The sequence below is a fragment of the Pseudoalteromonas obscura genome, assembly GCF_030135505.1.
GTDB lineage: Bacteria > Pseudomonadota > Gammaproteobacteria > Enterobacterales > Alteromonadaceae > Pseudoalteromonas > Pseudoalteromonas obscura.
Genome location: NZ_JASJUT010000009.1, coordinates 187,013 through 213,363 on the forward strand (window position 1 = coordinate 187,013; position 26,351 = coordinate 213,363).

The window sequence follows — 26,351 nt, forward strand, 5'->3', positions numbered from 1 at the left end:
CTAATTACTCAAAAGTAGCGGGATTTTACACTATTTTTTTTACTGTGACTGTTGGATTTGCTGCTTTATTTGGGAGATCCGTTTAAAAAAGGGCTTAGCAGCCAACAATTCAGCATTTAAATTACCACGAGCCAGCTTAGCATCATCTAGCTGGGCAAAAGGTGCCAAAGTAACAAACCACCAAACTTTGCCATTTCTTCTCACTTCAGCCACTTTAATGTTGGGCAAAGCGTGCTTGGCAATAAAATCATCAGCTACTTTTCTTTCTGTCACGGCCAATAACTGAATGCTCCACTCTGTATCAGACCTTAATAAAAACCACTGATTATCGTGAGATACATCTACTCTGTGAACGGTATTTTTAGGCGTTACTTGAACGTTAGCATCAGTTGAACTCTCAGTGCGTTTAGTAGGCTGTAACGCTGTAGCAACTTGCTCTACCTCTTGCTCGTCAGGCTCAGGAGCGAGCTCTGTGGAAGTAACTTCACTGTGCTTCTTAGTGTCGACTGCCATTTCACTATTCATTGCACTTTTCGTAGGCGCTGATAGCAATGCGCTTAATACCGCTGAGACTTGTTCTTGCTCTGGTTTATTTTGTACCTCTGCTGCGTGTTTAGCCACCTTAGATACCACGTCAACTTTTGGTTGCACTTGCTCTGCTTCAAGCACTTGCTCTGCTTCAAGCACTTGCTCTGCTTCAAGCACTGTCGGCTCAGATAAAATAGCAGTCTGCTGTTTTGCTACTTCTTGCTTTTCCCCAAGTAGATCAAGCAACTGTTTATTGTACAAAGCGGCAACCAAACACAGGGTGAGGATCAATGAAAAGGCTGCAATAAAAAAGTGCTTTTGTTTTAATTTTGGTTGTGAATCTGCTCTCAAGTCAAGCTGCTGCTCTTCTTGTTTCCAATCAAGCAGCACACTAGGGTTACCCCGAGCTTCGGTTATGAATGTTTTAAATATAGGATCATCATCTGGTGGCAATTGCGTAAAAAACATTTTCATCAATTGCTTGGATTCAGCATGCGAAAGCGGTTCCAAATGAATATCCAATGCATTTGGCAGCATATTGGGAGCTTGTGCGGTCACTAAAATGTATAAGGTATGTGGCGCTCTTACTGCGAGGTTTTGCAGCTCCTGGATCAGTTCATCACTGAGGTGTCTTGCACCATCAAGTACCCATAAACACGGCTCTGCTGGCTGTTCACTGTTTAAAACGAAGAAGTTTTCCGTCAGGGAAAGTTTTTGATCCACCAGTGGCGCACGAAAAGTATGCTCCATGAGTTGTCGAATAATATCGACATCTTTGGAATGTGCACTTAATTGGATAAAGGCTTTCGAAAAATCACTGTATTTATCAGTAATAAAGCTTTCAGCCAAATAACTTTTACCTAAGCCTGAATTACCGACCAGACAAATTAAGCTCTGCCCATATTCAAATTGCATTGCAATTCTATCGACCAAGGCAGAACGGCTTGGCAATATTTGAGACTGCATTACTGCCCTATTAAATGGCCTACATTAGCGTCAGACACGTCATCTACCAACTCACATACCCCCAGCGAAGTGGGTACTATAAATCTGATTTTGCCTTGTTTATTTTTCTTGTCTTTGCGCATATGGTGAATAAACTGTTCAGACGTCATTTCTCTTGGGGGTGAAGTAGGCAAATCATATTGAGCCAACAAATTGCACACACGCGTTACTTCAGCTGTATTAATGTCACCCCGCTGTTGTCCAAGCTCCATGGCCAGTACAATACCTGCTGCAACCGCTTCACCATGCAGCCAATTGCCATAGCCCATTTGCGCCTCAATTGCATGACCAAAGGTATGTCCCAAATTGAGTAAAGCGCGCAAACCTGCTTCTTTTTCATCTTTAGCAACAATTTCTGCTTTGATTTCACAACAGCGATAAATAATTTGATTGAGACTCTCAATATTAAGCGATTTTAATTGGGCTGCATCACTTTCTAAACGAGTAAGAAAATCAGCATCATAGATCAGGCCATATTTTATCACTTCAGCCATGCCAGCGGAAAATTCGCGTGCGGGCAAGGTGTTTAATGAGCTTGTATCGATAAAAACGGCTTTAGGCTGATAAAACGCGCCAATCATATTTTTCCCAAGAGGGTGATTAACAGCCGTTTTACCACCAACAGATGAATCTACCTGAGAAAGCAAAGTCGTTGGTATCTGAATGAATGGCACACCACGTTGATATGCTGACGCAACAAACCCAGTTAAATCTCCGATAACACCGCCCCCAAGGGCGATTAAGCAAGTATCTCTACCACAGTTATTTTCAAGCAAGAAAGCACAAATTTTCTCAAACCAATCTAAGGATTTGTATTGTTCACCATCTGGAATAATGAAGTGTAGTGGAGATAAGTCGCTGAGTTGAGATTCAATGACTTCGAGATAGAGAGGAGCAACTGTTTCGTTGCTAATGATCACAGGGCGACTTTGACCTACATGTTCAATTAATCGCCCTTTATCCGATAGTAGATTTTCTCCAATATAGATGGGATAGCTCCGCTCGTTTAAATCCACATTCAATTCAAGCATCACTACACCCTCCTTTTTATATTGGCAATTAAAAATCTAATTTATCGATAATTTGATTTGCGACTACTTTGGCACTTTGCTCATCAGTGCGTACAACAATATCAGCCACTTCGCTATATAAGTGGTTTCGTTGCTCAGCCAAATCTTCTAAAATTTTTCTTGAGTCTTCACCTGTCTGTAATAAAGGACGGCGCTTATCTCGCTGTGTTCGAGCCACTTGTTTTTCAATGGGCGTTTCTAAATATACTACAATCCCACGAGCTGACAGTTTGTTGCGCACTTCTTTACTGATCACTGAGCCACCGCCTGTCGCCAGTACGATACCCTGCTTCTCAGTTAAGTCTGAAATTACAGTTTCTTCACGCTTACGAAAACCTTCTTCTCCTTCGATATCAAAGACCCAAGCAATATCAGCACCCGTGCGGCGCTCTATTTCCTGATCTGAATCAAAAAACTCAAGGTGTAACTGATCGGCAATGTGACGACCAATTGTGCTTTTACCAGCCCCCATAGGGCCTACTAGAAATATATTACGTTTCTCAGCCATATCTATTTAGTACAAACGAACTCTAAAATTTGAAATAAAACCCCGCCTAACGACCTGGCCCCAAAATTAAGGAGGGGATTATCTCAGTATTCTATTCAACATTTCAAGTCAAAAGGCGTAAAATCCGCCTTTATTTGTTAATTTATCACCATTACAAATTGTCATTCATAATTCTGGGCGTGACAAAAATCAATAACTCTTTCTTTTCATTAATTTCTTTAGTGTTTCTAAACAACACCCCAAGGTACGGCACATCTCCAAGAAGTGGTACTTTACTCACCGCATTTGTTGTTTCTTGCTGGTAAATACCGCCAAGAACAACAGTTTGGCCGTTGTCGACCAATACTTGGGTCTGGATCTGTTGGGTGTTAATTGCCACTGCAGGACCATTGGCGGTTTGTACTGTATCACCTCGCGTATCTTGAGTGATAATTAAATCTAAAATAATTTTATTATCTGGTGTAATTTGCGGTGTTACTTCCAAACTTAACACGGCCTTTTTAAATTCAACAGCCGTTGCCCCACTAGAGGACGCTTCAACAAAAGGGATCTCTGTACCTTGCTCTATTCGGGCCGTTTTTTGGTTGGCCGTTGTAATACTTGGCGTCGCAATGATTTCACCTTTATTTTCTTGCTCAAGTGCCGACAACTCTAAGTCTATTAACGTTCCGTCAGACAGCTTGGCAATGTGCATACCAACACTCGCAGCAGTAGAAGGCGCTGGTAGATTTACATTCAATCTATCTTCCAGTCCCGGGATCGTCCCACCCGACAATAAATCAGCAGCAGTTAAGTTACCTGATAATGCATCATTGCCCTGCTGATCACTAAATCCCCAACGGATCCCCAAATCTTCTTGAATATTATCCGTCACGGTCACCATACGAGACTCAATACGTACCTGTTTGACAGGAACGTCGAGCTTCTCAACCATCCGCCTGATACTTTCGATACTACGTGCGGTATCTTTAATTAATAATGTATTTGTTCTCGCATCGACAGAGACGCTACCACGTAAACTGATAATTGAGTTTACGTCAGTTTTAAGCAAGTCGGAAAACTCCTGCGCCTTCGCATAATTCAGCTGAATATATTCAGTATATAAAGGCTCTAGCTCTTCTACTTGTTTTCTCGCTTGCAATTCTTTTGCTTCTCGCGCACTCAACTCCTCAGAAGGTGCAACCATCAAGATTGATCCTTCCATACGCTTATCAAGGCCTTTAACTCGTAACACCACATCTAACGCTTGATCCCACGGGACCCCATCTAAGCGCAACGTAATATTGCCCGATACTGAATCACTGGTTACCAAGTTAAAATTATTGGTATCCGCAATTATCTGTAGTACAGAGCGAACCGGGATATCTTGAAAATTTAAAGTGATAGGTTGCCCTTGATAGGATTTGCTTTCACCAAATTGAAATTCATTGCTGTCTTTCTCAACTGTCAAAGTGAAAATATTTTCTAACTGCTGATAGTTGAACTTAAACGCAGAGTTTGGCTCAATAACAATTCGCGTTTTAGTATCTTCTCGAAACGTTTCAATTTTACCAACGACGGTGCCAAAGTCTGTTACATCCAGCTCATATAAATGCTCGTCCGGAATACTTATATGGTGGAAATCTGCGATGATTTTATCACCCACTTGTTGCACATCTATTGCACTTTGCGCCGAATCTAAAAATGCGAGAATTTGTGCCGCCCCCTCGGAGGTACGTTTAAAGTCTATACTTTGAATTCCATTAATATATTGACTTGCTTGTTCGGCTGAGCTCTCGTCTGGAATTGGCTGGTCAGATACCTGTAGATACACCAAGTTATTTTTGACCGTTGTCTTATATAACTTTAACTCTTCCAACATGATAGTAATTTTAAAGCCATCAGGTTCCATATTACTTTTAATTGCACGGATCCCTGCTTTATTGATCGCCAACTCCTTGAGGCTTTCTTCGAATTCCGCACCAACAAAAAACAGTTCCAATCGCGCAGGTTCACTCAAAACTTGTACTTGAGGCTCGGTTTCTAGCTGTTCATCGAACACCAACTGTAATTCAGTCTCTCCCGAGGCTATTGGGTTGTAACGTACATCATAGAGCATGGGGATAGCATAAGAGAGCATAGAAGCCCCTAAAAATGCACCGCCAATTAATGTTTTCGCAAAACTATTTGCTAGGTTGCGCGTCATAGTCGTATCACCTTTTTATTATTCACTCGCGCCCATTTCTTCAGCTTCAGGCATCTCAACTGTTGTGAGTCGCTCTTTCCAACAACCAGTACCGTCAGGGATAAGCTCCATTAACTCAATTCTATCAGAGTGCACACCAACTACTTCGCCATGATAGAGCCCCATATACTGCCCCTCTCTGATCCTATATAAACCTTGGTCAGCAGCTTTGATCAATGCCCAAGTTGTTACTTCTGTTGCAATTATGCCTTTCATTATAAGGTTGTCCAATGGGTATTTTTCCAATGGATCTCTCAACCTTTCTGGATCTGGATGAAGGCAGTTTTTAATTTGTACTAACCGATTTTCAATCACTTCAGGCTGAGGGGCAACAAAAGGACTTCGTAGATCGGACGCCTGATACTGAAAATGTTCAAAGTTCATCATTTCAGGAATTGGCTCTATATACGGCGTTGCACTGGCTTGGACCCGATCAATAAATTCTTTTTGTTCTGCGGTATCATCATTGCACCCAGCAATGAACAGTAAAGTGAGCAAGGTTGGCGCAAGCCGAATCATTGACTCTCTCCTTGCTCATATCGATAAGTTTTGGCAACCACCCCAAAAACCAACGCGTTATTTCCTGCGTTTTCAATTCTAAAATCATGCAAGCTCACGATTCGAGGTAGCTGCGCAACTTTACTGACAAATTCGCCAAATTCATGGTAAGTACCGACAACTTCAAGATTTATTGGTAGTTCTGTATAAAATTCTTTTTTAACTTCTGGCAACCAGCCTATTTTTAAAAAGGTTAAACCACTGGAAGTACCTACATAGGTTAGATCATCCAATAAACCGGGCGTTTCATTAGAAGTCGGTAACTTTCTGAGTAGTTGGGAAAATTGATCTTCCATATCCAGCATTTGCTGTCGATATAACTCTAAATTATTGGCTCGGCCATACTTGATGCGGTAATTTTTACGTAATTCTTGCTCTTTGCTCACTGCCGACTCATACCTGTCTATCGACGTTGAAACCAACATAGTGTAGCCAATGATCAGCATGACCAATACAACTAGCGAACAACAGATGATTTTAACTGGTAGTGGCCACTCACCTATATTATCTAGCTCAACTTCATTCCAGTCGATTTCTTGCAATGCTTTGATATCAAGCTTCACGATTTAGGTACTCCTGATTCGACGCTGCTATTTTGTTGACGCTCAAGCTCCATCTGTTCAAAGGATTTTACGTAAAAGTGCATCATAAAATCACTCAGCAATCTATCGTCATTACTGCCAGCTACGATACCTTGAATAACCGGTTTTTCTAGTAAATAAGATGACTCCACAGCGCGAAGCATTTGCGATAAACGATTATTAGACTCACTGCGCCCAACAACTTTAATCATATCTTCAGTGCGCTCTAAGCTTGTCAGATAAACACCGGCAGGCACTACCCTAGCTACTTCATCGATAATCTGAGTACCTAAGTTTCGGTTGCTTTGTAATACTTCGATCAATCGTATTCTACGTTGCAAGTTTTCTTTTTGTTTATTCAGTCCTTCAATCTCGCCTATCCGCTCATCTAATTTAGCAATTTCTCCTTGCAGGTAACGGTTTTTTATCTCCTGACCCTGCCTTAGTCCGTCGTAAAATGTACCCATTAAGTACATAAGTGCCAAACTGGTCGCGACAATAACGGCCAAAATTGTCAAAAACTTTTGTTGCGATGCCTGTCGTTGCTGCTCTCGCCAAGGGAGTAGATTTATATGTGGCATGCAGAAAAGCTCCTCAATGCCAGTCCCGTCGCTATCGAGAATTGCGCACTATGGCGGTTAAGTACACTTCTATCTACTTTAGGAGCAATTTCCATATTCGCAAATGGATCACCAATAATGCTATGCACACCTAACTCATCAACCAGTAGTCTGTCTAAGCCTTCAACAAGTGCAGTTCCACCAGTTAAAATAATATAGTCCACTTGATCATGCCCACTGGTGGTCATAAACATTTGCAGCGCTCTCCTTATTTGCTGTAAGAGAGAAGTTTGAAATGGCGCGAGTACTTCAAAAGTATAGTTTGGAGGAAGATCACCGGTTGTTTTCGCAAGTTCCGCCTCGTCAAAAGTTTTATTATAGTAAGCAACAATGCTGTTAGTGTATTGTTCACCGCCGAAAACTTGGTCTCTTGTATACAAAGTCTTGCCTGACTGTACCACACTAATCAAGGTTACAACTGCGCCGATATCAATAATGCCGACAACTTTGTCATAGGCATCAGACGGCAATTGCTCATAGAGTACATCCACTGAGCGTGCCAAAGCATAACTTTCGACATCGACTACCTTGGCTTTAAGCCCAGACTCTTCAAGTGCACCTACTCGAGCCTGTACGCTTTCAGTTCGAGCAGCAGACAGCAGTACATTCACTTTAGAGGGATCCGCTTCATTTACTGACAACTTTTCAAAGTCCAAACTGACTTCATCCAATGGATATGGGATCAAACTGTCAGCCTCAATTGCAATTTGCGACTCTAATTCAGCATCAGTTAACGAAACATCCATAAAAATCATTTTCGTGATGACTGTTTGACCAGATACAGCAACTGACGCAAACTGTGTGCCTTTGGGAAGACGCTTTTTTAATTTAGCGATAACACGACCAATTGCTTCGATATCTTGAATAGCGCGCTCTTTCATTGCACCTTTAGGTAAAGGCTCGATCGCGACAGCTTCGACCCGGTAACCTGCACTGGACTCGGCAAGCAACACGGCTTTTACACAGTGTGAGCCAATATCTACTCCAACCATCATTGGTGCGTGCTTTTTAAATATTTGATCGAACATGCAATTTACCCAAGTATTTAAATTAGTCGTTATTTTGGCGCTCTTGGTTAGAAGTTAACATTTGATACGCCTTAAGTATTATGCATTATACTTACCAAACAACAACGGTGCATTATTTAACACCTGTTCGGGTTGAAGAATTTACGCAAAAGTTATTAATCGTTTTTTAATCAGGATATACTAACAGCGTCCACTTGCAATTGGGAGTCTCACTAGGGATAAATTCGTGAATTTATTAAAAAGATTATTACAGACTGTTTTCGTTTTTGGCCTTTTTGGCGTACTGATTCTAATCGGCTTGTATTTCTATGTGAAATCCGATATTCCCAGCGTCAAAGTGCTCAAAGATGTTCAGCTACAAACTCCAATGCAGGTCTTTACACGCGACGGAAAGCTCATCAATCAATTTGGTGAAAAACGCCGTATACCAGTTAAAATATCTGATGTACCAGAGCCTATGCTCAATGCATTTTTGGCGACAGAAGACAATCGTTTTTACGAGCATTTCGGTATTGATCCTATTGGGATTGTACGCTCGTTTATTGTCTTAGTTAGCACAGGGCAAAAAAAGCAAGGGGCAAGTACCATTACCATGCAGCTCGCAAGAAACTTCTTCTTGACCCGAGAAAAGGCGTATATACGTAAGGTCAAAGAAATTTTTATTGCGCTGCACATTGAACGGCTGTTGAGCAAAGATGAAATTTTTGAGCTCTACCTCAATAAAATCGAATTAGGCCACCGCTCGTTTGGTATTGGAGCCGCAGCACAAGTATACTACGGTAAAGAACTCAATGAGTTGACGTTACCTCAAATGGCCATGATCGCTGGCCTACCAAAAGCGCCATCAGCACTAAACCCAATACGCAACCCAACTCGAGCCAAAGCGAGACGAAATGTGGTATTGGGCAGAATGCTTGCCGAGAAATACATTACACAAGCCGAATATCATGCCGCTGTAAATGCACCAATTACTGCAAAACGCCATGGTGCCGAAATAGAGCTATACGCACCGTACATTTCAGAGATGGTACGCGCATATATGGTTGAAAAGTATGGTACTGACACCGCCTACAATTCAGGTTTCAGGGTTTATACCACTGTCGATGCAGCCGACCAAGCCGCAGCTCAGCAAGCACTCATCAACAATCTACACGACTATGATAGGCGTCATGGCTTTAGAGGGCCCAACGCTCGCTATTGGCAACCAGAAGAAACTCCGTGGACAACAGAACAGATCACCGCTCGACTGAAAAAAGTAAAAGCCATCGCACCACTACATGCAGCGGTAGTAACAGCACTAGAAGAACAGTCAGCCACCATTGTCATGCCTTCTGGCAATACCATTACGCTAGATTGGAGCGCAATGAACTGGGCCAGAGCATATATCACAGAGCGACGCCAAGGTAGAGCGCCAAAAGTTGCCAGCGATATTCTCGCTCCAGGTATGCAAATATGGGTGCGTCAAAGTGAACAAAAGTGGGTTCTCAGTCAACTTCCTCAGCCGGCAAGTGCACTCGTGTCTCTTGATCCTCAAAGCGGTCAAATCAAAGCGCTTGTGGGTGGTTACAGCTTTAAGCAAAGTCAATATAACCGGGCGGTTCAGGCGAAGAGACAGGTGGGTTCAAACATTAAGCCCTTTATCTACTCCGCAGCTTTGGAAGGTGACTATACGCTTGCCACAATTATTAACGATGCGCCCATCAACCACTGGGATAACAGCCTAGGAGTGGCTTGGCGACCGAAAAACAGCCCAGATGTATACAGTGGACCAATTCGTATTCGAAGAGCATTAGCGCAATCTAAAAATGTTGTATCAATCCGCTTAATGCGCGGTGTTGGTTTAAACAACACTGCAGATCACATTCTCAAATTCGGATTTAGTGACGAAGATGTGGTACGTAGCGAATCACTCGCCTTAGGTAGTGCCGCGATGACACCGTTAGAAATGGCCAGAGGAATGAGCGCATTTGCCAATGGTGGGCACCTAATTGAACCTTATTTTATTGACAGACTAACCGATGCGTTTGGCAATGAGTTAGGCACAGCAAGTCCATTGCGTGTGTGCAGTGAAGAAGCACTTGAAGCCGATCCGTATACATGCGCACCTAGGATCATTTCGGAAAAGAATGCCTTTTTAGTTGCCGATGCATTAAAAAGTGCCATCTGGGGTGGCGGCAGTTGGCGACATAAAACAGGCTGGACCGGGACAGGTTGGCGAGCTCAGACACTTAAGCGAAAAGACTTGGCAGGCAAAACCGGCACAACAAATAATGCCGTTGACACATGGTTTACCGGCTTTAACCAAAATTTACTTACCACAGTTTGGGTTGGATTTGATGATGCCAGCAAACCACTTGGTCGCGCGGCTTACAATACTAACTTGGGCAAAAAGCAGATTGTAGGTGGGGAAGCCGGTGCGACGACGGCACAGCCTGCCTGGGTGAGTTTTATGCGTCATGCGCTCCAAGAAGAGCCATTGGCACCCATAGAGCCCCCTCCTGGGCTTGTATCAATACGTATTGATTTAAAAACGGGTCTACTGAGTGAAAAAAATGACTACACCAGCCGCTTTGAATATTTTGAACGAGGAACCGCTCCGACAAAGTATGTTTTAGACTCAGGCAGTAGCACACCTTTTGACGATAGCCTGCCAGCGTCAGAAGAATTATTTTAGATAACAGAAAAACAAAAAGGCCATGCAGTGCATGGCCTTTTAAATTGGCAAAATATCGTTTATGTAAACAACTCTATTATTTGAGCTTTTGTGTTAACCAATATAAATCAGAGTGGATCCCAGCTGCTGTCACCTCTTTACCGGCACCCGGCCCTTGGATCACTAACGGGTTACTTTCATACCACTGGCTGGTGATCACAAAAATATTGTCACCAGGGGTTAAATTCGCAATTGCACTGCCAGCCTCAACATAGGCAATGCCAACTTTAGCACTAACCTGACCTTGCTCATCGATATCTAAAGCCCCTGTGTAACGCAGTGCCTTGCCTTCAGATTGCGACTGCTCATAACGAGACTGATAAAATGTATCTAAATCCTGACGCTTAGCAAGAAAAGAGTCCCAATCACCTGTGGCCAAATGTTCTGGCATCAATGGCTCTAGGGCAATATCTTCAACGTCTAGTTCAAGTCCTAGATCTCTGGCCAAAATAAGCAATTTACGCTGCATATCTCGACCTGATAAGTCTTCTCTCGGATCCGGCTCGGTATAGCCCATCCCCTGTGCTTCTAACACCAAATCAGAAAAAGGTTTAGTACCATCAAAGCTACTACATAGCCAAGAAAGAGTTCCAGAGAATACCCCCTCTATACGCGTCACAGCATCCCCACTGTTTTGCAAATCAGCCAATGCAAAATTGATCGGCAATCCAGCACCAACACTCGTGTTATAACGCCAGTGTAAGTTGCGCTCTTGTAATTGCTCAAGTAGTTTTCCATACCAAGCTTGTGCTGCTGTACCGGCATATTTATTGGCACTTATCAAATGACAGTCATGTGCCACAAAACTCGGATACATATCGCTAAAAGCATCGCTGGCAGTAATATCAATCACTACTTTGTGCTCATAGTCGAGTTCACCGATACGCTCAAGCAAATCTGACTGCTGGTAGCTTTGCGCCTCGCTTCGCCATTGCTGTTGCCAGTTTTGAATATTGATACCACTTGGGCAAAACAACATTTCTTTAGAGCGAACCAAAGCCACAATCTTTAGATCAAAGTTTGCTTGTAACTTCTCAACTTGCTTTTGACATTGATCAACGAACACTTCGCCCACATTGCCAAGGCCCGCAATGATCACAGCTAATTCTCGGCCTTTATTGACTACCTTATCATGTAAAATAGCAAGTACATCGCTATCGATAGATTGATCTGTCAAGAATAATGCATAACGCCCATCACTGTGAGTAAAACGTACAACCACATCTTGCTGCTCTAAAACCGCAGCCACTTGCTGAGTTAATTGATGTGTTTCATGGCTAGGCGCTACTATTGCCAAGCCTCTCAAGTGAGACTCAACAATATTCCCCCTGCCTTGCAAATGGCTAGCTACAGCATGGGTGTCATTACTCGGTACTAGGAGATAATCTTCACCACCCTTACTAAAGTGGTGAATACTATGTTGTATTAATTGGCTTAAGGTTCGCACCTCACCCGTAGCAAGTCCCTCAACCCGAATTAAATCAAGTTCCTCAAATGTGGTGATAAACCGCTTATCTTTGCTATAACCTTGTTTCACGATTTCCGTGCCTACGGCTTCAGGGTCATAACTACTACGCACTTGAAGTTTAATGTTGGTGTCTTTCAGTGGTGATAACGTTTTTGCATGCAACACAGGATTACCAAGACGAGCAAGCAGATTCGCTTGCGCTCTACAAACCTTAGGGTATTTAATTGCTGAACTTACTTTACGCGGATCGGTACTGAACACACCGTGAGTATCAGTCCAAATTGATACAGCCTGCGCATCAATATAATTAGCCAACAGGGTTGCACTATAATCACTGCCATTGCGGCCCAGAGTGATCGTATTACCGTCACAATCTGAGGCAATAAACCCAGTCACTATGTGAATTTTTTCGCCACTTAATTGTTCTATACACGCTTGTTTATTTTGTGCATGTAACAATTGACCTTGATGCTGGGTAAATAAACTTCTCGCATCTACATCAAGTGCACTGACATTTAATGTCGACAATAAATGTGCTAGCAGACGTGCAGACCATACTTCGCCATGTGCCAATAACGATGCTTCATGTAAGTTTAAATCTGCTGCCGCCTTTGCAATGCTCTGTAGCTCATCTTTTAGCTTTTCTAATAGAGTATTTGCTTGCTGACTCGTAAACAACTCTGTCAGCAGTTGATTTTGATGGTTTTCCACCTGCAATAAGATGTCATTAAAGGCATTATCATCTTTTTGTAAATAACTTTGCCATAACTTCACTAGCGTATTTGTGGTTTTACCCGCTGCTGACACAACGACACAATCACCTCTTTGGCATTGGCCTAAAATGATATTAGCAACCGCTTGATAGCGCGCTGCAGAACTAAGGCTAGAGCCGCCAAATTTGTGTACTACTTTTGTCATATTGTTACCATAAAACCGTATGTGCAGGGGATAGTTTAAAGTCTTTGGCATCGTCAGAATCACCGCTTACAGGACTGTACACCTTTTTAAACGCTTGCTCAAGATCTGCTAACAAATCTTCAACGTCTTCAATTCCAACGGAAATTCGGATTAACGTATCGCCTACGCCCGCTTCAAGTCTAGCCTGTGGATCCATCCCTGCATGGGTCATCGTAGCTGGGTGACAAATCAAACTCTCTACACCACCCAAAGATTCAGCTAGAGAAAATTGGGACAAAGAAGTTAAAAATGCAGCGGAGTCTTTCAGACCCCCTTTGATGTCAAAACTTACCATGCCACCAAATCCATGCTGCTGCTTTTTGGCGAGCGCATGCTGTGGATGGGAAGCTAAACCGGGATAATAAACTTGCTCAACAAATGGAGAAGATTCTAAATACTGAGCTATCGCCAATGCATTGTGCTCATGCTGCTTTAGGCGCACTTTTAAAGTTCTAAGTCCGCGCAGTGTTAAGTAGCTGTCAAAAGGTGAACCTGTAATGCCAATATTGTTTGCCCACCAAGCAAGCTCTTCCCCCAATTCTTGCGTGCGAGCAATGACAGCTCCACCAACAACGTCTGAGTGACCATTGATAAACTTAGTCGTAGAGTGCACAACAATATCCACACCAAAAGCGATTGGGTTTTGCAGCGCCGGTGATAAAAATGTATTGTCCGCAGCTACCAAGGCGCCACAACCGTGCGCAGCTTTCACCACAGCTTCAATGTCTGTCAGTCTTAGAATTGGATTACTCGGAGTTTCTATCCAAACTATCTTAGGCGCAATATCCGCAATCTTTTGCAGACTTTCAGGCTGAGTTAAATCAAGTACTTCTACTTTTAATAAGCCACGCTTTTCTAAAGAGGTAAATAATCGATAACTGCCACCGTAACAGTCATGCGGGATCACCAAAGTATCGTCATGGTTTAATAACTGTGTCACAAGATGAACCGCAGCCATGCCAGTTGCGGTAATAATGCCTTTTTCGCCACCTTCTAACTGAGTGAGTGTATCGGCTAAAATATCTCGATTTGGGTTGCCACTGCGACCATAATCATAATCCCGCTTTTTATCAAAATCAGCGAAAGAATAGGTCGTAGAGAGATATAAAGGAGGCACAACTGCACCATGATGCTTATCTGCATCGATGCCATTTCTCACGGCAATCGTTGACTTCTTACTTTGGCTCATAGGTCACCTGGATACTTGGATGTTTAGACGTCTAAAAGGTTAGATGAACAATTGTGAGATGTCAAAACATTTATACTTCTATATGGCTAAATAACTAGTATTTGACTATCTTATTCAAACCGATAAAATTTCGCCACGAAAGCGATAAAGGATGCCAATAAGACTGAATCTTTGACCTAATATGGCAAAAGACCGAGTATTCTGCCAATTTCCTGTACAGTGCACAGCAATTAGCTTGTATATGGTACAAACCGTCAGCAGTGCACTCAGCAAACAAAATCCAGTCTTATTCACATTCAAGGTAAACACTGAGGCAAGTACACAATTATGGCTAAATGGAACGGTGAATATGTTCACCCATATGCAGAACACGGTAAAAAATCAGAACAGGTGAAAAAAATCACTGTTTCAATTCCTTTGAATGTACTTAAAGTACTGACAGATGAACGGACTCGTCGACAGGTTAACAACCTGCGCCATGCAACAAATAGTGAATTACTGTGTGAAGCGTTTTTACATGCGTTTACTGGCCAGCCTTTGCCAAATGACGAAGACTTAAGAAAAGATAATCCAGAGAAGATCCCAGCAGAAGTTCGCGAGATTATGGAAAAAATGGGATTAGATATTCCTGAGATAAACGAAGAATAATCAGTCCCTATCAAATATAAAAAAGCCTCACTAATGTGAGGCTTTTTTATATCATGTAACACACTAAGCCCCTTACAAGACTTAGCCGTAAAATCTATGCCATGTAATTTTCAGGTAGTTCAATCTGTGCAACACCTGAGTCAATTGCAGCTTGTGCAACTGCTTTTGCAATACGAGGTAGTAAACGAGGGTCCATAGGCTTTGGAATTATGTACTCTGAGCCAAACTCTAAGCTTTCTACTTCTGCTGCAACCAAAACTTCTTCCGGTACAGGTTCTTTTGCAATACTACGAATAGCTTCTACCGCTGCAATTTTCATTTCATCATTGATAGCAGTAGCGCGCACATCTAATGCACCGCGGAAAATAAACGGAAAACACAGTACGTTATTAACTTGGTTTGGATAGTCAGAGCGACCTGTCGCCATGATTAAGTCGTCTCGAGCGCTATGTGCCACTTCAGGGCTAATCTCTGGATCTGGATTCGAACAAGCAAAAACCACAGGCTTATTAGCCATCAGTTTAAGATCTTCTGGTGATAGCAAATCAGGACCAGATACACCAACAAATACATCGGCTTCAGCAATAACATCCTGCAATGTACGCTTATCAGTGTTATTGGCAAACAGCGTTTTATACTCATTTAAGTCATCGCGACGTGTATGGATAACACCTTTGCGGTCTAACATGTAAATGTGTTCACGTTGAGCACCACATTTAATTAGCAATTCCATACAAGCGATTGCGGCTGCACCTGCACCCAAACAAACAATGATCGCCTCTTTGATGTCTTTACCTTGAATTTCCAAAGCGTTTAGCATGCCAGCAGCAGTTACGATCGCTGTACCATGCTGATCATCGTGAAAAACAGGAACATCACAGCGCTCAATTAAAGCTTTTTCAATTTCAAAACACTCTGGCGCTTTAATATCTTCTAAGTTAATACCACCAAACGTATCTGCAATATTTGCAACGGTGTTGATAAAATCTTCAGTTGTGCGGTGTTTTACTTCGATATCAATCGAATCTAAACCTGCAAATCGCTTAAATAAAAGCGCTTTACCTTCCATTACGGGTTTAGACGCCAAAGGTCCTAGGTTACCCAGACCTAAAATAGCAGTACCGTTACTGATCACAGCAACCATGTTGCCTTTACCTGTATATCGGTATGCATTTGCAGGATCTGCCGCAATTTCGCGCACGGGTTCTGCAACACCTGGACTATAAGCTAAGGCTAGATCTTTGACGGATTCAGCAGGTTTTGTCAGTTCAACACTGATTTTACCTGGGACGGGGTGAGCGTGGTAATGTAATGCTTTTTCACGTAAATCTGACATGACGCGATTTTTTCCTACGAGAAGTTAAAAGTGAGAGTGAGATAAAAATTCGCTAACTGCTTTCAACAATACCTCTTTTGAAAATTAATTCAAGCACTATCAGGTCTATCCTGTTAGACGATATTCTTTGGTATTTAGCGACTTTTAAGCTACTTTTCATCAAAATTTACAGCAATAAATTAACGGTAACATCCATAATTCTTGGTCATGAAAGGTTAATTTATATGCAAAAAAACCACATATGACGAACAAGAATCAATTCACTAACAAAACCATACAGTTAAATGAAAATAACTACATTTAGTGACATTTAGATGAATTTAACTAACTTTAAATAAAAATTAAACAAGCATAACTATTCAAAACAAAGACTGTTTTAAACACACATCTCACATTTTGCTTCATAATTTCAGTGCAAAAAGCACATTGGAGCTGTGCCAATTAAACCACTTAGTTAGACATATGCTATAGAACAAATATGGCAACTTTTTAATACAATACCAAATTGCATATTATTTTTTATTCGGGGGAATGCTGAAGCACATGTATGAAGAAAAAGGCATGTACTAAAACGAAAAAAGCACCCGTAGGTGCTTTCTTTCATTAACTAAGCAGTGATTAACGCTTAGCAGATAGCGCACCGAAGCGCTTGTTGAAGCGATCAACACGACCACCAGTATCAAGGATCTTCTGCTTACCAGTGTAGAACGGGTGGCAAGAAGAACATACGTCTAGGTGAATGTCTTTACAAAGTGTTGAACGCGTCTCGAATTTGTTACCACAAGAACAAGTTGCTGAGATCGTCTCGTACTTAGGATGAATACCTTCTTTCATAGGAAACCTCTAATTTAAGGCCGTATCGCTCTCCAAACCCGAAGTTTGGCACCATACGTCGTTATACAAATAAATTGGACGCGTATTTTAGGACTTTCATACTCAAACTACAAGCAATAAATTAGTATCTAACTAGATTTTTATTATTCCTGTTTACTATCCGGAATTTACCCTCACAAGTAGAAAGTGTTGAGGTATACTCTGGCACTTCGCATTCTTACTTTGTACGCAATAGGCGGATCACTTGGAGAGCACATGCCATTTGCAGCTGTCGCAATAAAAGTCCCTTTACACAAGACTTTTGATTACACCTACCAACCCTCCATGACCCCTTGTGTCGGCGGTCGAGTCTGGGTCAAATTTGCCAATCGGCGTTGTGTCGCCGTCGTCACCGAATTAAAAACACATAGTGACGTCCCAGAAAATAAAATAAAGCCGCTTGAATCTGTTATTGACAGCACACCCATTCTAGATAGTGCTCATTTAAGTTTTTTACTTTTTGCCAGTCAATATTATTGCTACCCATTCGGTGAGACAATATTTACCGCATTACCAGGCGCACTGCGTGACGGTCAGAATGTAGATAAAACGCAGTTGCCCTTTTTAACACTCACCGACGCGGGGCGAGAAACCACGCAATTGAGAGCCAAGAAGCAGCTTGCATTACTAGAACAATTGCGCAGTGCCGGGGATGCGACACATAGTGAGCTCAAAACTTTGGGCTTTACACAAGCACAAATAAAAGGCTTACAAGAAAAAAAGCTCATTTGTGAAGAGCTTCGCCCAGATACTTCTTGGCAAAACCAACCGCTATCTATTGGTACTAAACCCACTTTAAATGAAGAACAAGCAACCGCTTGCAGTGCAGTAAATCATACCGATGGTTTTCGCACATTTTTAATTGAAGGGATCACCGGAAGTGGTAAAACCGAGGTGTATTTACAGTGCTTAGAAAAAGTACTCAAAGCAGGAAAGCAAGCTTTAGTATTGGTACCCGAAATAGGTCTAACTCCGCAAACAGTAAACCGGTTTAAGCGTCGCTTTCCTGGCCTACCAATTGATCTATGGCATTCCAATCTCACTGATAACGAGCGCTTGCATACGTGGCGTCGTGCTCAGCAAGCCACCACAGCGCTTGTCATTGGCACTCGCTCTAGTATTTTTTTACCGTTTAAATCCCTCGCGATGATCATCGTTGATGAAGAGCATGATCATTCGTTTAAACAGCAAGATAGTTTGCGCTACCACGCTCGAGATTTGGCCGCTTACCGTGCTCATCAAGCGCAGTGTTCGCTGCTTTTAGGGACAGCAACACCCGCGCTGGAAACCTTAAAAAAAGCACTGGATAATAAGTTTCAACTGCTGACACTAAGTAAACGTGCGCAAACCAGTCAAGACAATCAATTTTTACTTGTCGATATGAAAGCCCAACAAACGCAAGGTGGGTTCGCCAGCACAAGTTTAAAAGCAATTGAGCGTACTCTGGCTATGGGTAAGCAGGCTATGATCTTTCTTAATCGCCGAGGTTTCGCGCCGACATTGATTTGCCATGAGTGTGCTTGGATAAGTGACTGTCAACACTGCAGTACCAGCGCCACCTATCACAAATCAATGCAGCGCTTGGTGTGCCACCACTGCGGTGAACAGCAATTTGTTCCTCACCAATGCCCAGATTGTGGTAGTACGCAGATTATGCCCACAGGACTTGGTACAGAGCAGCTGGAGGAGTTTATCTCTGCTCAATTTGAAGACATCCCTATCTGTCGTATTGACAGAGATTCAACCAGAAGGAAAGGCAGCTTAGAAAGTGCCCTTGAGCAGATCCACCAAGGTGGGGCTCAAGTGCTGATCGGCACCCAAATGCTGGCGAAAGGTCACCATTTCCCCGATGTCGCGCTTGTGGTTATTTTGGATGTCGACAGTGGTTTATATTCAAGTGACTTTAGAGCAACTGAACATATGGCCCAATTGATAACCCAAGTAGCAGGTCGAGCAGGTAGAAGTGGAGAGCCTGGCACGGTGATATTACAGACCCACTTTCCCGAACATCCACTGCTGCAAGATTTAGTTAATAATGGCTATCAAGACTTTGCGCGCTACGCACTCACAGAGCGCCAAGAGACAATGCTTCCACCATACACACATCTCGCGTTGGTCAGAGCAGAAGCAACTTCCGCGCACCTTGTCATGACATTTTTATCCGATTTGGTTCCAGCGCAGCCATTCTCTGGTATACAATTGCTAGGTCCGATCCCGGCGCCCATGGAGCGCCTCGCGGGAAAGTACCGTTATCAATTACATATACAGGCAACGCAACGCAATGTTTTGCATCAATATCTCATGCAACTTAAGGAATATATAAGCAGCCACAAACTTGCCACACGGGTGCGCTGGAATATTGATGTTGATCCTATGGATACCTATTAAACTGATATGGCACAACACGATTATATAAACAAAACCCCGAAGAAAAAGGGACAAAAGAAACAACAACCTAAAACGCAGAAACCTTTTCCGAAAGTCCTTGCTGCCTTCGCAATGCTGCTGATCGGCGGGTTCGCCTATGGCTTGTGGTTTATCAAAGAGCATGCTGATCCTGCCAAAGTCCAACAGGCACAAACACCGGCGGAACCTACCGCTGTGGTTGAAAATAAAAAAGAGCTGCCTCGTCCACCTCCGTTCATCGATGATATGAAAAAAGCGAAAGTGGAAGCTGAGGTTAAAGTCATTAAATCACGGGGTCCATTTCAAATGCAGTGTGGCTCTTTCAGAACCTATGAACAAGCGGAAAAGCGCAAAGCGCGCATTGCCTTTGCAGGCCTCTTATCTGAAATTCGCCGCACTGAAGGGAGTAACGGTGTTTGGTACCGTGTGCGTTTAGGGCCCTATGACAAAAAGCGCGATGCTGAAAGCGATAAAAATAGATTGCAGCGCATCAAAATCGTTGACTGCGGAATTTGGGGCTGGACTTGAAATTAGCCTAGCTGCCCTCATTTAAGCATTTATTGATATAATTATCCGAGGCAAAGGCCTCTTTTAAGGAATACTATGACTACTATCGTAAGCGTTCGTCGTGATGACAAAGTTGTTATCGGTGGCGACGGCCAAGTGTCTCTTGGCAATACGGTGATGAAAGGCAATGCCAAAAAAGTGCGTCGCCTTTACAACGGTAAAGTACTGGCAGGTTTTGCCGGTGGTACTGCCGATGCATTTACATTATTTGAGCGTTTCGAAACTAAATTGGAAATGCACCAAGGACACCTCACTCGTGCGGCTGTTGAAATGGCCAAAGATTGGCGAACAGACCGCGCGCTCAGAAAGCTCGAAGCGCTGCTTGCTGTAGCGGATGAAACGGCTTCACTGATCATCACAGGTAACGGCGATGTTGTACAACCAGAACATGACCTTATTGCCATTGGCAGCGGCGGTAACTTCGCCCAAGCGGCTGCAACAGCACTGATTGAAAATACCGACTTGAGTGCACGCGAAATTGTCGAGAAAAGCTTGAAAATTGCGGGTGATATTTGTGTATTCACAAACAACTTCCAGACCATCGAAGAATTGTAATAGGAAAATCCATGACAGCAATGACACCTAGAGAAATCGTTCATGAATTGGACCAGCATATTATTGGTCAAGACAAAGCTAAAAAAGCAGTTGCTATTGCTCTTCGAAATCGCTGGCGTCGCATGCAACTCAATGACGACCTTCGCGCTGAAGTTACCCCAAAAAACATTCTTATGATTGGTCCAACTGGTGTAGGTAAAACCGAGATCGCACGTCGACTCGCTAAACTTGCCAACGCACCGTTTATCAAAGTTGAAGCAACCAAGTTCACAGAAGTGGGCTATGTGGGTAAAGAAGTTGAAACCATTATCCGCGATCTAGTTGAAGTCTCTTTCAAAATGACTCGAGAGCAACAGACTAAAAAGCACAAACACCGTGCAGAAGAAGCTGCCGAAGAGCGTATTTTAGACGCGCTATTACCACCAGCTAAAGACGCATGGGGTGAAGCACAACCAGCTGAAAATAGCTCAACTCGTCAAGTGTTCCGTAAAAAGCTACGCGAAGGTCAACTAGACGACAAAGAAATCGATATCGATATCGCGGAAACATCACCGCAAGTTGAGATCATGGCACCTCCTGGTATGGAAGAAATGACCAACCAGCTACAAGGCATGTTCCAAAACTTGTCTGGCGACAAGAAAAAGAATCGCAAGCTTAAAATTAAAGATGCCTTTAAGCTGCTCATCGAAGAAGAAGCCGCTAAATTGGTGAACCCTGAAGAGCTAAAAGAGCAAGCTATCTTCGCCGTTGAGCAAAACGGTATCGTGTTTGTCGATGAAATCGACAAAATCTGTAAACGTGGTGAAGCGTCAGGTCCAGACGTCAGTCGCGAAGGTGTTCAACGTGACCTATTGCCTTTAATTGAAGGTTCTACTGTCAGTACAAAACACGGCATGGTTAAAACTGACCATATCTTGTTTATTGCCTCTGGTGCTTTCCAAATGGCTAAGCCTTCTGATCTGATCCCAGAGTTGCAAGGTCGTTTACCTATTCGCGTAGAGCTTGAAGCTCTGACTGCAAAAGACTTTAAGCGCATCCTGACTGAGCCTCATGCCTCACTCACTGAGCAGCAACAAGCGCTGTTACAAACAGAGCAAGTGACTGTCGATTTCACTGAAGATGCGATTGAGCGTATCGCAGAAGCTGCGTGGCAAGTAAACGAAAAGACTGAAAATATCGGTGCAAGACGTCTACATACTGTGATGGAAAAGCTGATGGAAGAGATCTCGTTCGATGCCTCAGACAAAGCAGGCCAAGCATTGCAAATTGATGCGAAATACGTTGAACAGCACCTTGATATGCTAGTTCAAGATGAAGACTTAAGCCGCTTCATTCTATAGTTCGGAGACTGGGTCAGCGATGCTGGCCCAATTTTTATGTATCAAGTAACCAAACTCCATTACCATCGACAAAGTAAGCAACTCGACATTAGTTTTGACGACGGCATGAAAGTCACGCTCAGTGCGGAGCTTTTACGCACCCACTCTCCGTCTGCGGAAGTACAAGGACACAGTCCTGAACAAGCGCAACTGGTATTAAACAAGCAAAATGTCACCTTAAACGCAATTGAGCCCGTTGGGCATTATGCTGTCAGGCTATGTTTTGACGATGGCCACAACTCTGGACTATTTAGTTGGCAGTACCTACGTAAGCTATGTACAGATCACCAAGTATTATGGGCACAATATCAAGAAAAAGTGCAGCAACACCATAAGAACAAAGACAGCGTACCGATTAAATTTGTCCCTTAGGCCTTAGAAACAAAAACAGCATCACATGGATGCTGTTTGCAAAAGAGCGCCTAAACTCCTCCAGACACGCTTTAGTTAATCACACCTTGTATTTGTCAATGGCATTATGTAGTGCACGTGCCTGTTCAGACAACTCTTCACTACTTTGCGCATTTGAAGCCGCATGTTCAGATGCTCCTTGCGCAATATCACGGATTTTAACGACATTTTTATTTACTTCTGACGCAACCTGATTCTGTTCATCAATGGCAGTTGCAATGTGCGTACTCATATCCATAATGTTTTGAACATCTTCTGTGATCAAACCTAAAAGCTCTCCAGCACGTTCTGCTTGCTCTACACTCTCATTACTCTGACTTCGGCACTCTTCCATAATACTTACAACATCTTGGGTGCGCTGTTGCAATGTAGAAATGATACTTTCAATCTCTTGTGTCGAGTCTTGCGTACGCTGTGCCAAAGATCTAACTTCGTCGGCAACCACCGCAAAGCCACGGCCTTGCTCGCCCGCTCGAGCAGCCTCAATCGCCGCATTCAGTGCCAGTAGGTTTGTTTGTTCGGCTATCCCTCTGATCACATCAAGTACCGAACCGATGGTTTCACCATCGCGTTCCAATTGACCAACAACTTCAGAGGCACCACTTAGTGAATGAGACAGTGCCATAATGTGATCTATGGTTGATGTCACTTCACTGCGGCCTTGCTGTGCATTGTTATTCGTCGATTCTGCTTTTTGCGCTGCTGCTTCCGTATTGTGTGAAATATCCTGAATAGTCGCTTGCATTTCTGTGGCTGCGGTTGCCACCATATCCGCCTCGTGCAATTGCTCGTTCATACCAGCACTGGTTTGCGCTGTGGTCGCAGAAAGGTGTGATGTGGCATCATTGATGGTCACTAAAGCGCGATTAACATCTGCGATCAAGTTTTTGAAGTCTTCAATTAAGCTATTGAAGTCGCGTGTCATGATGGTAATTTCATCATTGCCACTGTGCTCAATCAAAATACCGAGGTTGTTTTCTCGTCTGATCCGCTCAATCGTCTGATAAACACGCTCAACAGGGCGAATAATAGAACGGCTAGTAGACCACACCAATACCATCACAATGGCGGCTGCGGCAAAGAAAATTAGAATTGCAATCGACTTGGCAAATTCTGCATTTTCTGAAATCTCACGCTTGGTCTGCTCAACAATGGCGACAACCACCGCATCGCTTTTCTTCACCACGGTACGCATATCGCCCAATGCACCGCTATTTAAATCGACACCCAGTGTTACCTGTGCATCCACTAAGCCTTTGAATTTGGCTTGATACACGCCGAGTAAATCAATGAGTTCTTGCTGGTAAGCGCGGCTATGACTGGATGCACGGATCTGAGACTCAAACGTCTCAATGTGCTTATTAAACTTACCTAGATATTTGGTATCTAGACGCAGCATAAAATCTTTTTCTGCGCGTCTAAGTTGCAGCATGGTTGTCAGCAACTTGTAGTCTTCTTTTTGTTTTAGCAGCGTTTCTACACCATGCACCGCTTTTCGCAATTCACCATATAGGGCATCTTTTGGGTGCATGCCTATGGTCTTTTGTAATTCAACAACGCGATTAAATTCAGCGTGATATTGGGTAACCAACTGTTCAAACTGATTCAGTTGCGCTAAATCGATGCCAAAGTCGATAAAAACAGCTTCAAGTTGCGATTTTTTTTGCTTAAGTTGTTTATATTCCTTTTCAAACTGTTCCAGCGCAGCTACATCTTTGTAAAATAGAAAGTTTTTCTCATACTTTCGCATGGACAACTCATGAACATCCAGTTCTTCTGCATATTGAATGGTCTCATTCAACTGGCGCATTGTATTGGCTTCAGTGATGATCACAGCCAGCATAACCAGCAAAGCAACACCGACAACAACAGCATTGAGCTGTAAACGCCTTTTTATGGTTAGATTTTCAAGTAGAGCCATACAGTTACCTAATTATTACAGAACCTGCAATACAGTATAGCCAAACTCACCTTGCGCCGAAATTGAATCTACAAGTTTAATCAAAAATATTTCATGTTTTTTACATACTATGCAACTTTGTTCCTGTTATAGAGTATTGGTTGCCATAAACTGTCATGTAAACTGCCGTAATCTTGCCATTGGCCTTTCGCAAGCCACTTTGCCAAAGGCGTTGCATCTGAAGGGAAATCGATTATTTGCCCCTCCGGATGTTCTAACCACTCCCCCAACGCTTCGGAGTTTAGATAGTTCATCACCTCAGCCAAACCCAAGGACTGCAACGTCATCGCATTGCTTAATTGTTCAAATTGTCCTTGTAAAGGTTTCAATAATAGTTTTTTGCCAAACTTGAGCGCTTCGCTAGACAACTCAAACCCAGCATTTGCAACAACCCCAGATGCACTTGTCAAGTCTTCCAAAAATCCCGTTCTGGACGGCGCACGCAAATGAATATGATTGATCGACTGATCAACCGCATCAGGGTGATAACAATAAAACTCTCTATCAGGGAAATCCCCAAGTAATTCAACAATGCTATTCAGATCTTCGAAAGGCAAATACACCAGTATTTTATTCGCAATTGATACCGTCTGATTACCATGAAAAGCAATAAAAGGCGGTAATATGTTTTTTGCAAACGGTTGCCAATGCACCCCCAAATGCACATTTGCAGGTGCAAACCAACGGATCAAAGCTCGTTCCATAAAACCAGCACCAAATAAAGGCACTTCTGGAGATAAAAATGCCGCTTGATGGCTCATCGCAACGACTGGCACTTTCGCTAATTTCGCAGCCCATGCAGACACAGGTTCAAAATCGTTGAACACAAGGTCATATTGCTTGATATCCAGCTGTCGAACATCGCGTAAAAAGGCACCAAGTTTAAGCTGCTTCATGGTTTCTTGATAATTTAATTTGCCGCCTTTAGTAATAAAGCTTAGCCCGCGTCTCACCTGATATTGACCAAATACCCCCATATCAAAGTATTGGTTAGCATCCCTTCCGGAAAACAAATAATCAACATCAATTCCGAGTTTGGTAAAACATTCCGCCATCACACGTGCACGTGTAATGTGGCCATTCCCCGTCCCTTGGATCCCATATAGTATTCTCATAACTCTCCTAAAATGCCGATGGCCAATAAAGCACACCCACTGCCCATCAATGCTCCGAGCACAACATCTATTGGATAATGTACTCCAACCAAAACGCGTGATAACGAAACTCCCGCCGCCCAAATCAGCAAAGGGATGGTCAATACCGGATAAACATCAATCAGGCACGTGGCATACAACCACGCCCCTGCACTGTGACCCGAGGGCAAGCTAAACTTATCACTGGGTGTAAGCATTGCCTTTACAGCCAGACAATCGCACGGTCTTATCCTGGCAAAGTGCTTTTTCATTACAAAATACAATGGTCGCTCTATGGCAAACGCAACCAGTACCATTTGTACAAATGCGCTACCATCACTGCCCATAAAGTAACCATTCAATAATGCTAAAATGACGTATAGACCACCGTTGCCACTTTTAGACAGCATTAACATCAACCAGTTAAACCATTTTCGCCGTTTCGGCTTGTACAGTGCAAAATAGAGCGCCGTGTCTAGTTTAATTATTTGTGCTTTCATCATAGTTGCTTACATTTGTTCACAATTTCAGCATAGAAGAGCTTAATAACAATACCGCGACATTTTTGTGACACAATTATGTAAGTTTATTCAAAGCATTGCGCAGCTTCTCAATGGGAGTATACTGACAACAG

General features: G+C 43.0%; 22 protein-coding genes. 7 read left to right on the forward strand and 15 right to left on the reverse strand.

Annotation, left to right across the window (positions count from 1 at the left end):
• Positions 1-39: 39 nt before the first annotated feature.
• The 8 genes from QNM18_RS19095 to QNM18_RS19130 form a co-directional block, all read right to left on the reverse strand.
• Entirely contained in the window at positions 40-1,494 is a 1,455-nt protein-coding gene (locus tag QNM18_RS19095) for an AAA family ATPase (RefSeq protein ID WP_284138142.1), read from the reverse strand.
• Positions 1,494-2,564 carry a 3-dehydroquinate synthase gene (gene aroB, locus QNM18_RS19100; protein ID WP_284138143.1) on the reverse strand — a complete coding sequence of 357 codons (1,071 nt, stop codon included), beginning with the start codon at positions 2,562-2,564 and terminating at the stop codon, positions 1,494-1,496. Before aroB ends, QNM18_RS19095 begins: the two co-directional genes overlap by 1 nt.
• Positions 2,565-2,592: 28 nt before the next feature.
• On the reverse strand, positions 2,593-3,111 hold the full coding sequence (gene aroK / locus QNM18_RS19105) for a shikimate kinase AroK (RefSeq protein ID WP_036975093.1): 519 nt from the start codon (positions 3,109-3,111) through the stop codon (positions 2,593-2,595).
• A 151-nt stretch (positions 3,112-3,262) separates the two neighbouring features.
• Positions 3,263-5,296 carry a type IV pilus secretin PilQ family protein gene (pilQ, locus tag QNM18_RS19110; RefSeq protein WP_284138144.1) on the reverse strand — a complete coding sequence of 678 codons (2,034 nt, stop codon included), beginning with the start codon at positions 5,294-5,296 and terminating at the stop codon, positions 3,263-3,265.
• An 18-nt stretch (positions 5,297-5,314) separates the two neighbouring features.
• Positions 5,315-5,854 carry a pilus assembly protein PilP gene (locus tag QNM18_RS19115; protein ID WP_211012939.1) on the reverse strand — a complete coding sequence of 180 codons (540 nt, stop codon included), beginning with the start codon at positions 5,852-5,854 and terminating at the stop codon, positions 5,315-5,317.
• Entirely contained in the window at positions 5,851-6,456 is a 606-nt protein-coding gene (locus tag QNM18_RS19120; protein ID WP_023397686.1) for a type IV pilus inner membrane component PilO, read from the reverse strand. The genes QNM18_RS19115 and QNM18_RS19120 overlap by 4 nt, the downstream gene beginning before the upstream one ends.
• Complete coding sequence (locus QNM18_RS19125) at positions 6,453-7,055, reverse strand: PilN domain-containing protein (RefSeq protein WP_211012938.1); 603 nt, start codon at positions 7,053-7,055, stop codon at positions 6,453-6,455. The genes QNM18_RS19120 and QNM18_RS19125 overlap by 4 nt, the downstream gene beginning before the upstream one ends.
• Positions 7,043-8,122 (reverse strand): pilus assembly protein PilM, encoded by a 1,080-nt coding sequence (locus QNM18_RS19130; protein WP_023397684.1) that lies wholly within the window; start codon positions 8,120-8,122, stop codon positions 7,043-7,045. The genes QNM18_RS19125 and QNM18_RS19130 overlap by 13 nt, the downstream gene beginning before the upstream one ends.
• Before the next feature lie 226 nt (positions 8,123-8,348).
• On the opposite strand from QNM18_RS19130, the gene QNM18_RS19135 reads away from it, so the two are divergent.
• Positions 8,349-10,796, forward strand: coding sequence for a penicillin-binding protein 1A (locus QNM18_RS19135; protein ID WP_211012937.1), 2,448 nt, complete (start codon positions 8,349-8,351; stop codon positions 10,794-10,796).
• 76 nt (positions 10,797-10,872) lie between these two features.
• Here the strand turns inward: QNM18_RS19135 and metL are convergent, their stop codons facing one another.
• Both metL and metB read right to left on the reverse strand, forming a co-directional pair.
• A complete protein-coding gene (metL, locus tag QNM18_RS19140; protein ID WP_284138145.1) occupies positions 10,873-13,221 on the reverse strand; it encodes a bifunctional aspartate kinase/homoserine dehydrogenase II in 2,349 nt (782 codons plus the stop codon).
• A gap of 4 nt (positions 13,222-13,225) precedes the next feature.
• On the reverse strand, positions 13,226-14,449 hold the full coding sequence (gene metB, locus QNM18_RS19145; protein ID WP_211012935.1) for a cystathionine gamma-synthase: 1,224 nt from the start codon (positions 14,447-14,449) through the stop codon (positions 13,226-13,228).
• A 327-nt stretch (positions 14,450-14,776) separates the two neighbouring features.
• Between metB and metJ the strand changes: the two genes are divergently transcribed.
• Positions 14,777-15,097 (forward strand): met regulon transcriptional regulator MetJ, encoded by a 321-nt coding sequence (gene metJ / locus QNM18_RS19150; protein WP_023397680.1) that lies wholly within the window; start codon positions 14,777-14,779, stop codon positions 15,095-15,097.
• 94 nt (positions 15,098-15,191) lie between these two features.
• Here the strand turns inward: metJ and QNM18_RS19155 are convergent, their stop codons facing one another.
• Both QNM18_RS19155 and rpmE read right to left on the reverse strand, forming a co-directional pair.
• Positions 15,192-16,433 carry a malic enzyme-like NAD(P)-binding protein gene (locus QNM18_RS19155; RefSeq protein ID WP_284138146.1) on the reverse strand — a complete coding sequence of 414 codons (1,242 nt, stop codon included), beginning with the start codon at positions 16,431-16,433 and terminating at the stop codon, positions 15,192-15,194.
• Between the two features lie 618 nt (positions 16,434-17,051).
• A complete protein-coding gene (gene rpmE / locus QNM18_RS19160) occupies positions 17,052-17,267 on the reverse strand; it encodes a 50S ribosomal protein L31 (RefSeq protein WP_023398433.1) in 216 nt (71 codons plus the stop codon).
• 255 nt (positions 17,268-17,522) lie between these two features.
• Here rpmE and priA point away from each other — a divergent pair, with 255 nt between their 5' ends.
• The 5 genes from priA to QNM18_RS19185 all read left to right on the forward strand — a co-directional run bounded on the left by priA (position 17,523) and on the right by QNM18_RS19185 (position 22,585).
• The gene (gene priA / locus QNM18_RS19165) at positions 17,523-19,694 is read left to right on the forward strand and encodes a primosomal protein N' (RefSeq protein ID WP_284138147.1); all 2,172 of its coding nucleotides are present in this window, start codon (positions 17,523-17,525) and stop codon (positions 19,692-19,694) included.
• 6 nt (positions 19,695-19,700) lie between these two features.
• Positions 19,701-20,240: an SPOR domain-containing protein gene (locus QNM18_RS19170; protein ID WP_211012933.1), complete on the forward strand. Its 540-nt coding sequence runs from the start codon at positions 19,701-19,703 to the stop codon at positions 20,238-20,240.
• Between the two features lie 75 nt (positions 20,241-20,315).
• Positions 20,316-20,834, forward strand: coding sequence for an ATP-dependent protease subunit HslV (gene hslV, locus QNM18_RS19175; RefSeq protein WP_023398436.1), 519 nt, complete (start codon positions 20,316-20,318; stop codon positions 20,832-20,834).
• Positions 20,835-20,845: 11 nt separating this feature from the next.
• A complete protein-coding gene (hslU, locus tag QNM18_RS19180) occupies positions 20,846-22,174 on the forward strand; it encodes an HslU--HslV peptidase ATPase subunit (RefSeq protein ID WP_211012932.1) in 1,329 nt (442 codons plus the stop codon).
• A gap of 36 nt (positions 22,175-22,210) precedes the next feature.
• Positions 22,211-22,585 carry a gamma-butyrobetaine hydroxylase family protein gene (locus QNM18_RS19185; protein ID WP_284138148.1) on the forward strand — a complete coding sequence of 125 codons (375 nt, stop codon included), beginning with the start codon at positions 22,211-22,213 and terminating at the stop codon, positions 22,583-22,585.
• A gap of 79 nt (positions 22,586-22,664) precedes the next feature.
• Here the strand turns inward: QNM18_RS19185 and QNM18_RS19190 are convergent, their stop codons facing one another.
• The 3 genes from QNM18_RS19190 to QNM18_RS19200 all read right to left on the reverse strand — a co-directional run bounded on the left by QNM18_RS19190 (position 22,665) and on the right by QNM18_RS19200 (position 26,220).
• Complete coding sequence (locus QNM18_RS19190; RefSeq protein WP_211012930.1) at positions 22,665-24,545, reverse strand: methyl-accepting chemotaxis protein; 1,881 nt, start codon at positions 24,543-24,545, stop codon at positions 22,665-22,667.
• Between the two features lie 107 nt (positions 24,546-24,652).
• Positions 24,653-25,699 carry an MJ1255/VC2487 family glycosyltransferase gene (locus QNM18_RS19195; RefSeq protein ID WP_284138149.1) on the reverse strand — a complete coding sequence of 349 codons (1,047 nt, stop codon included), beginning with the start codon at positions 25,697-25,699 and terminating at the stop codon, positions 24,653-24,655.
• Positions 25,696-26,220, reverse strand: coding sequence for a phosphatase PAP2 family protein (locus QNM18_RS19200; protein WP_211012928.1), 525 nt, complete (start codon positions 26,218-26,220; stop codon positions 25,696-25,698). The genes QNM18_RS19195 and QNM18_RS19200 overlap by 4 nt, the downstream gene beginning before the upstream one ends.
• Between the last annotated feature and the right edge of the window lie 131 nt (positions 26,221-26,351).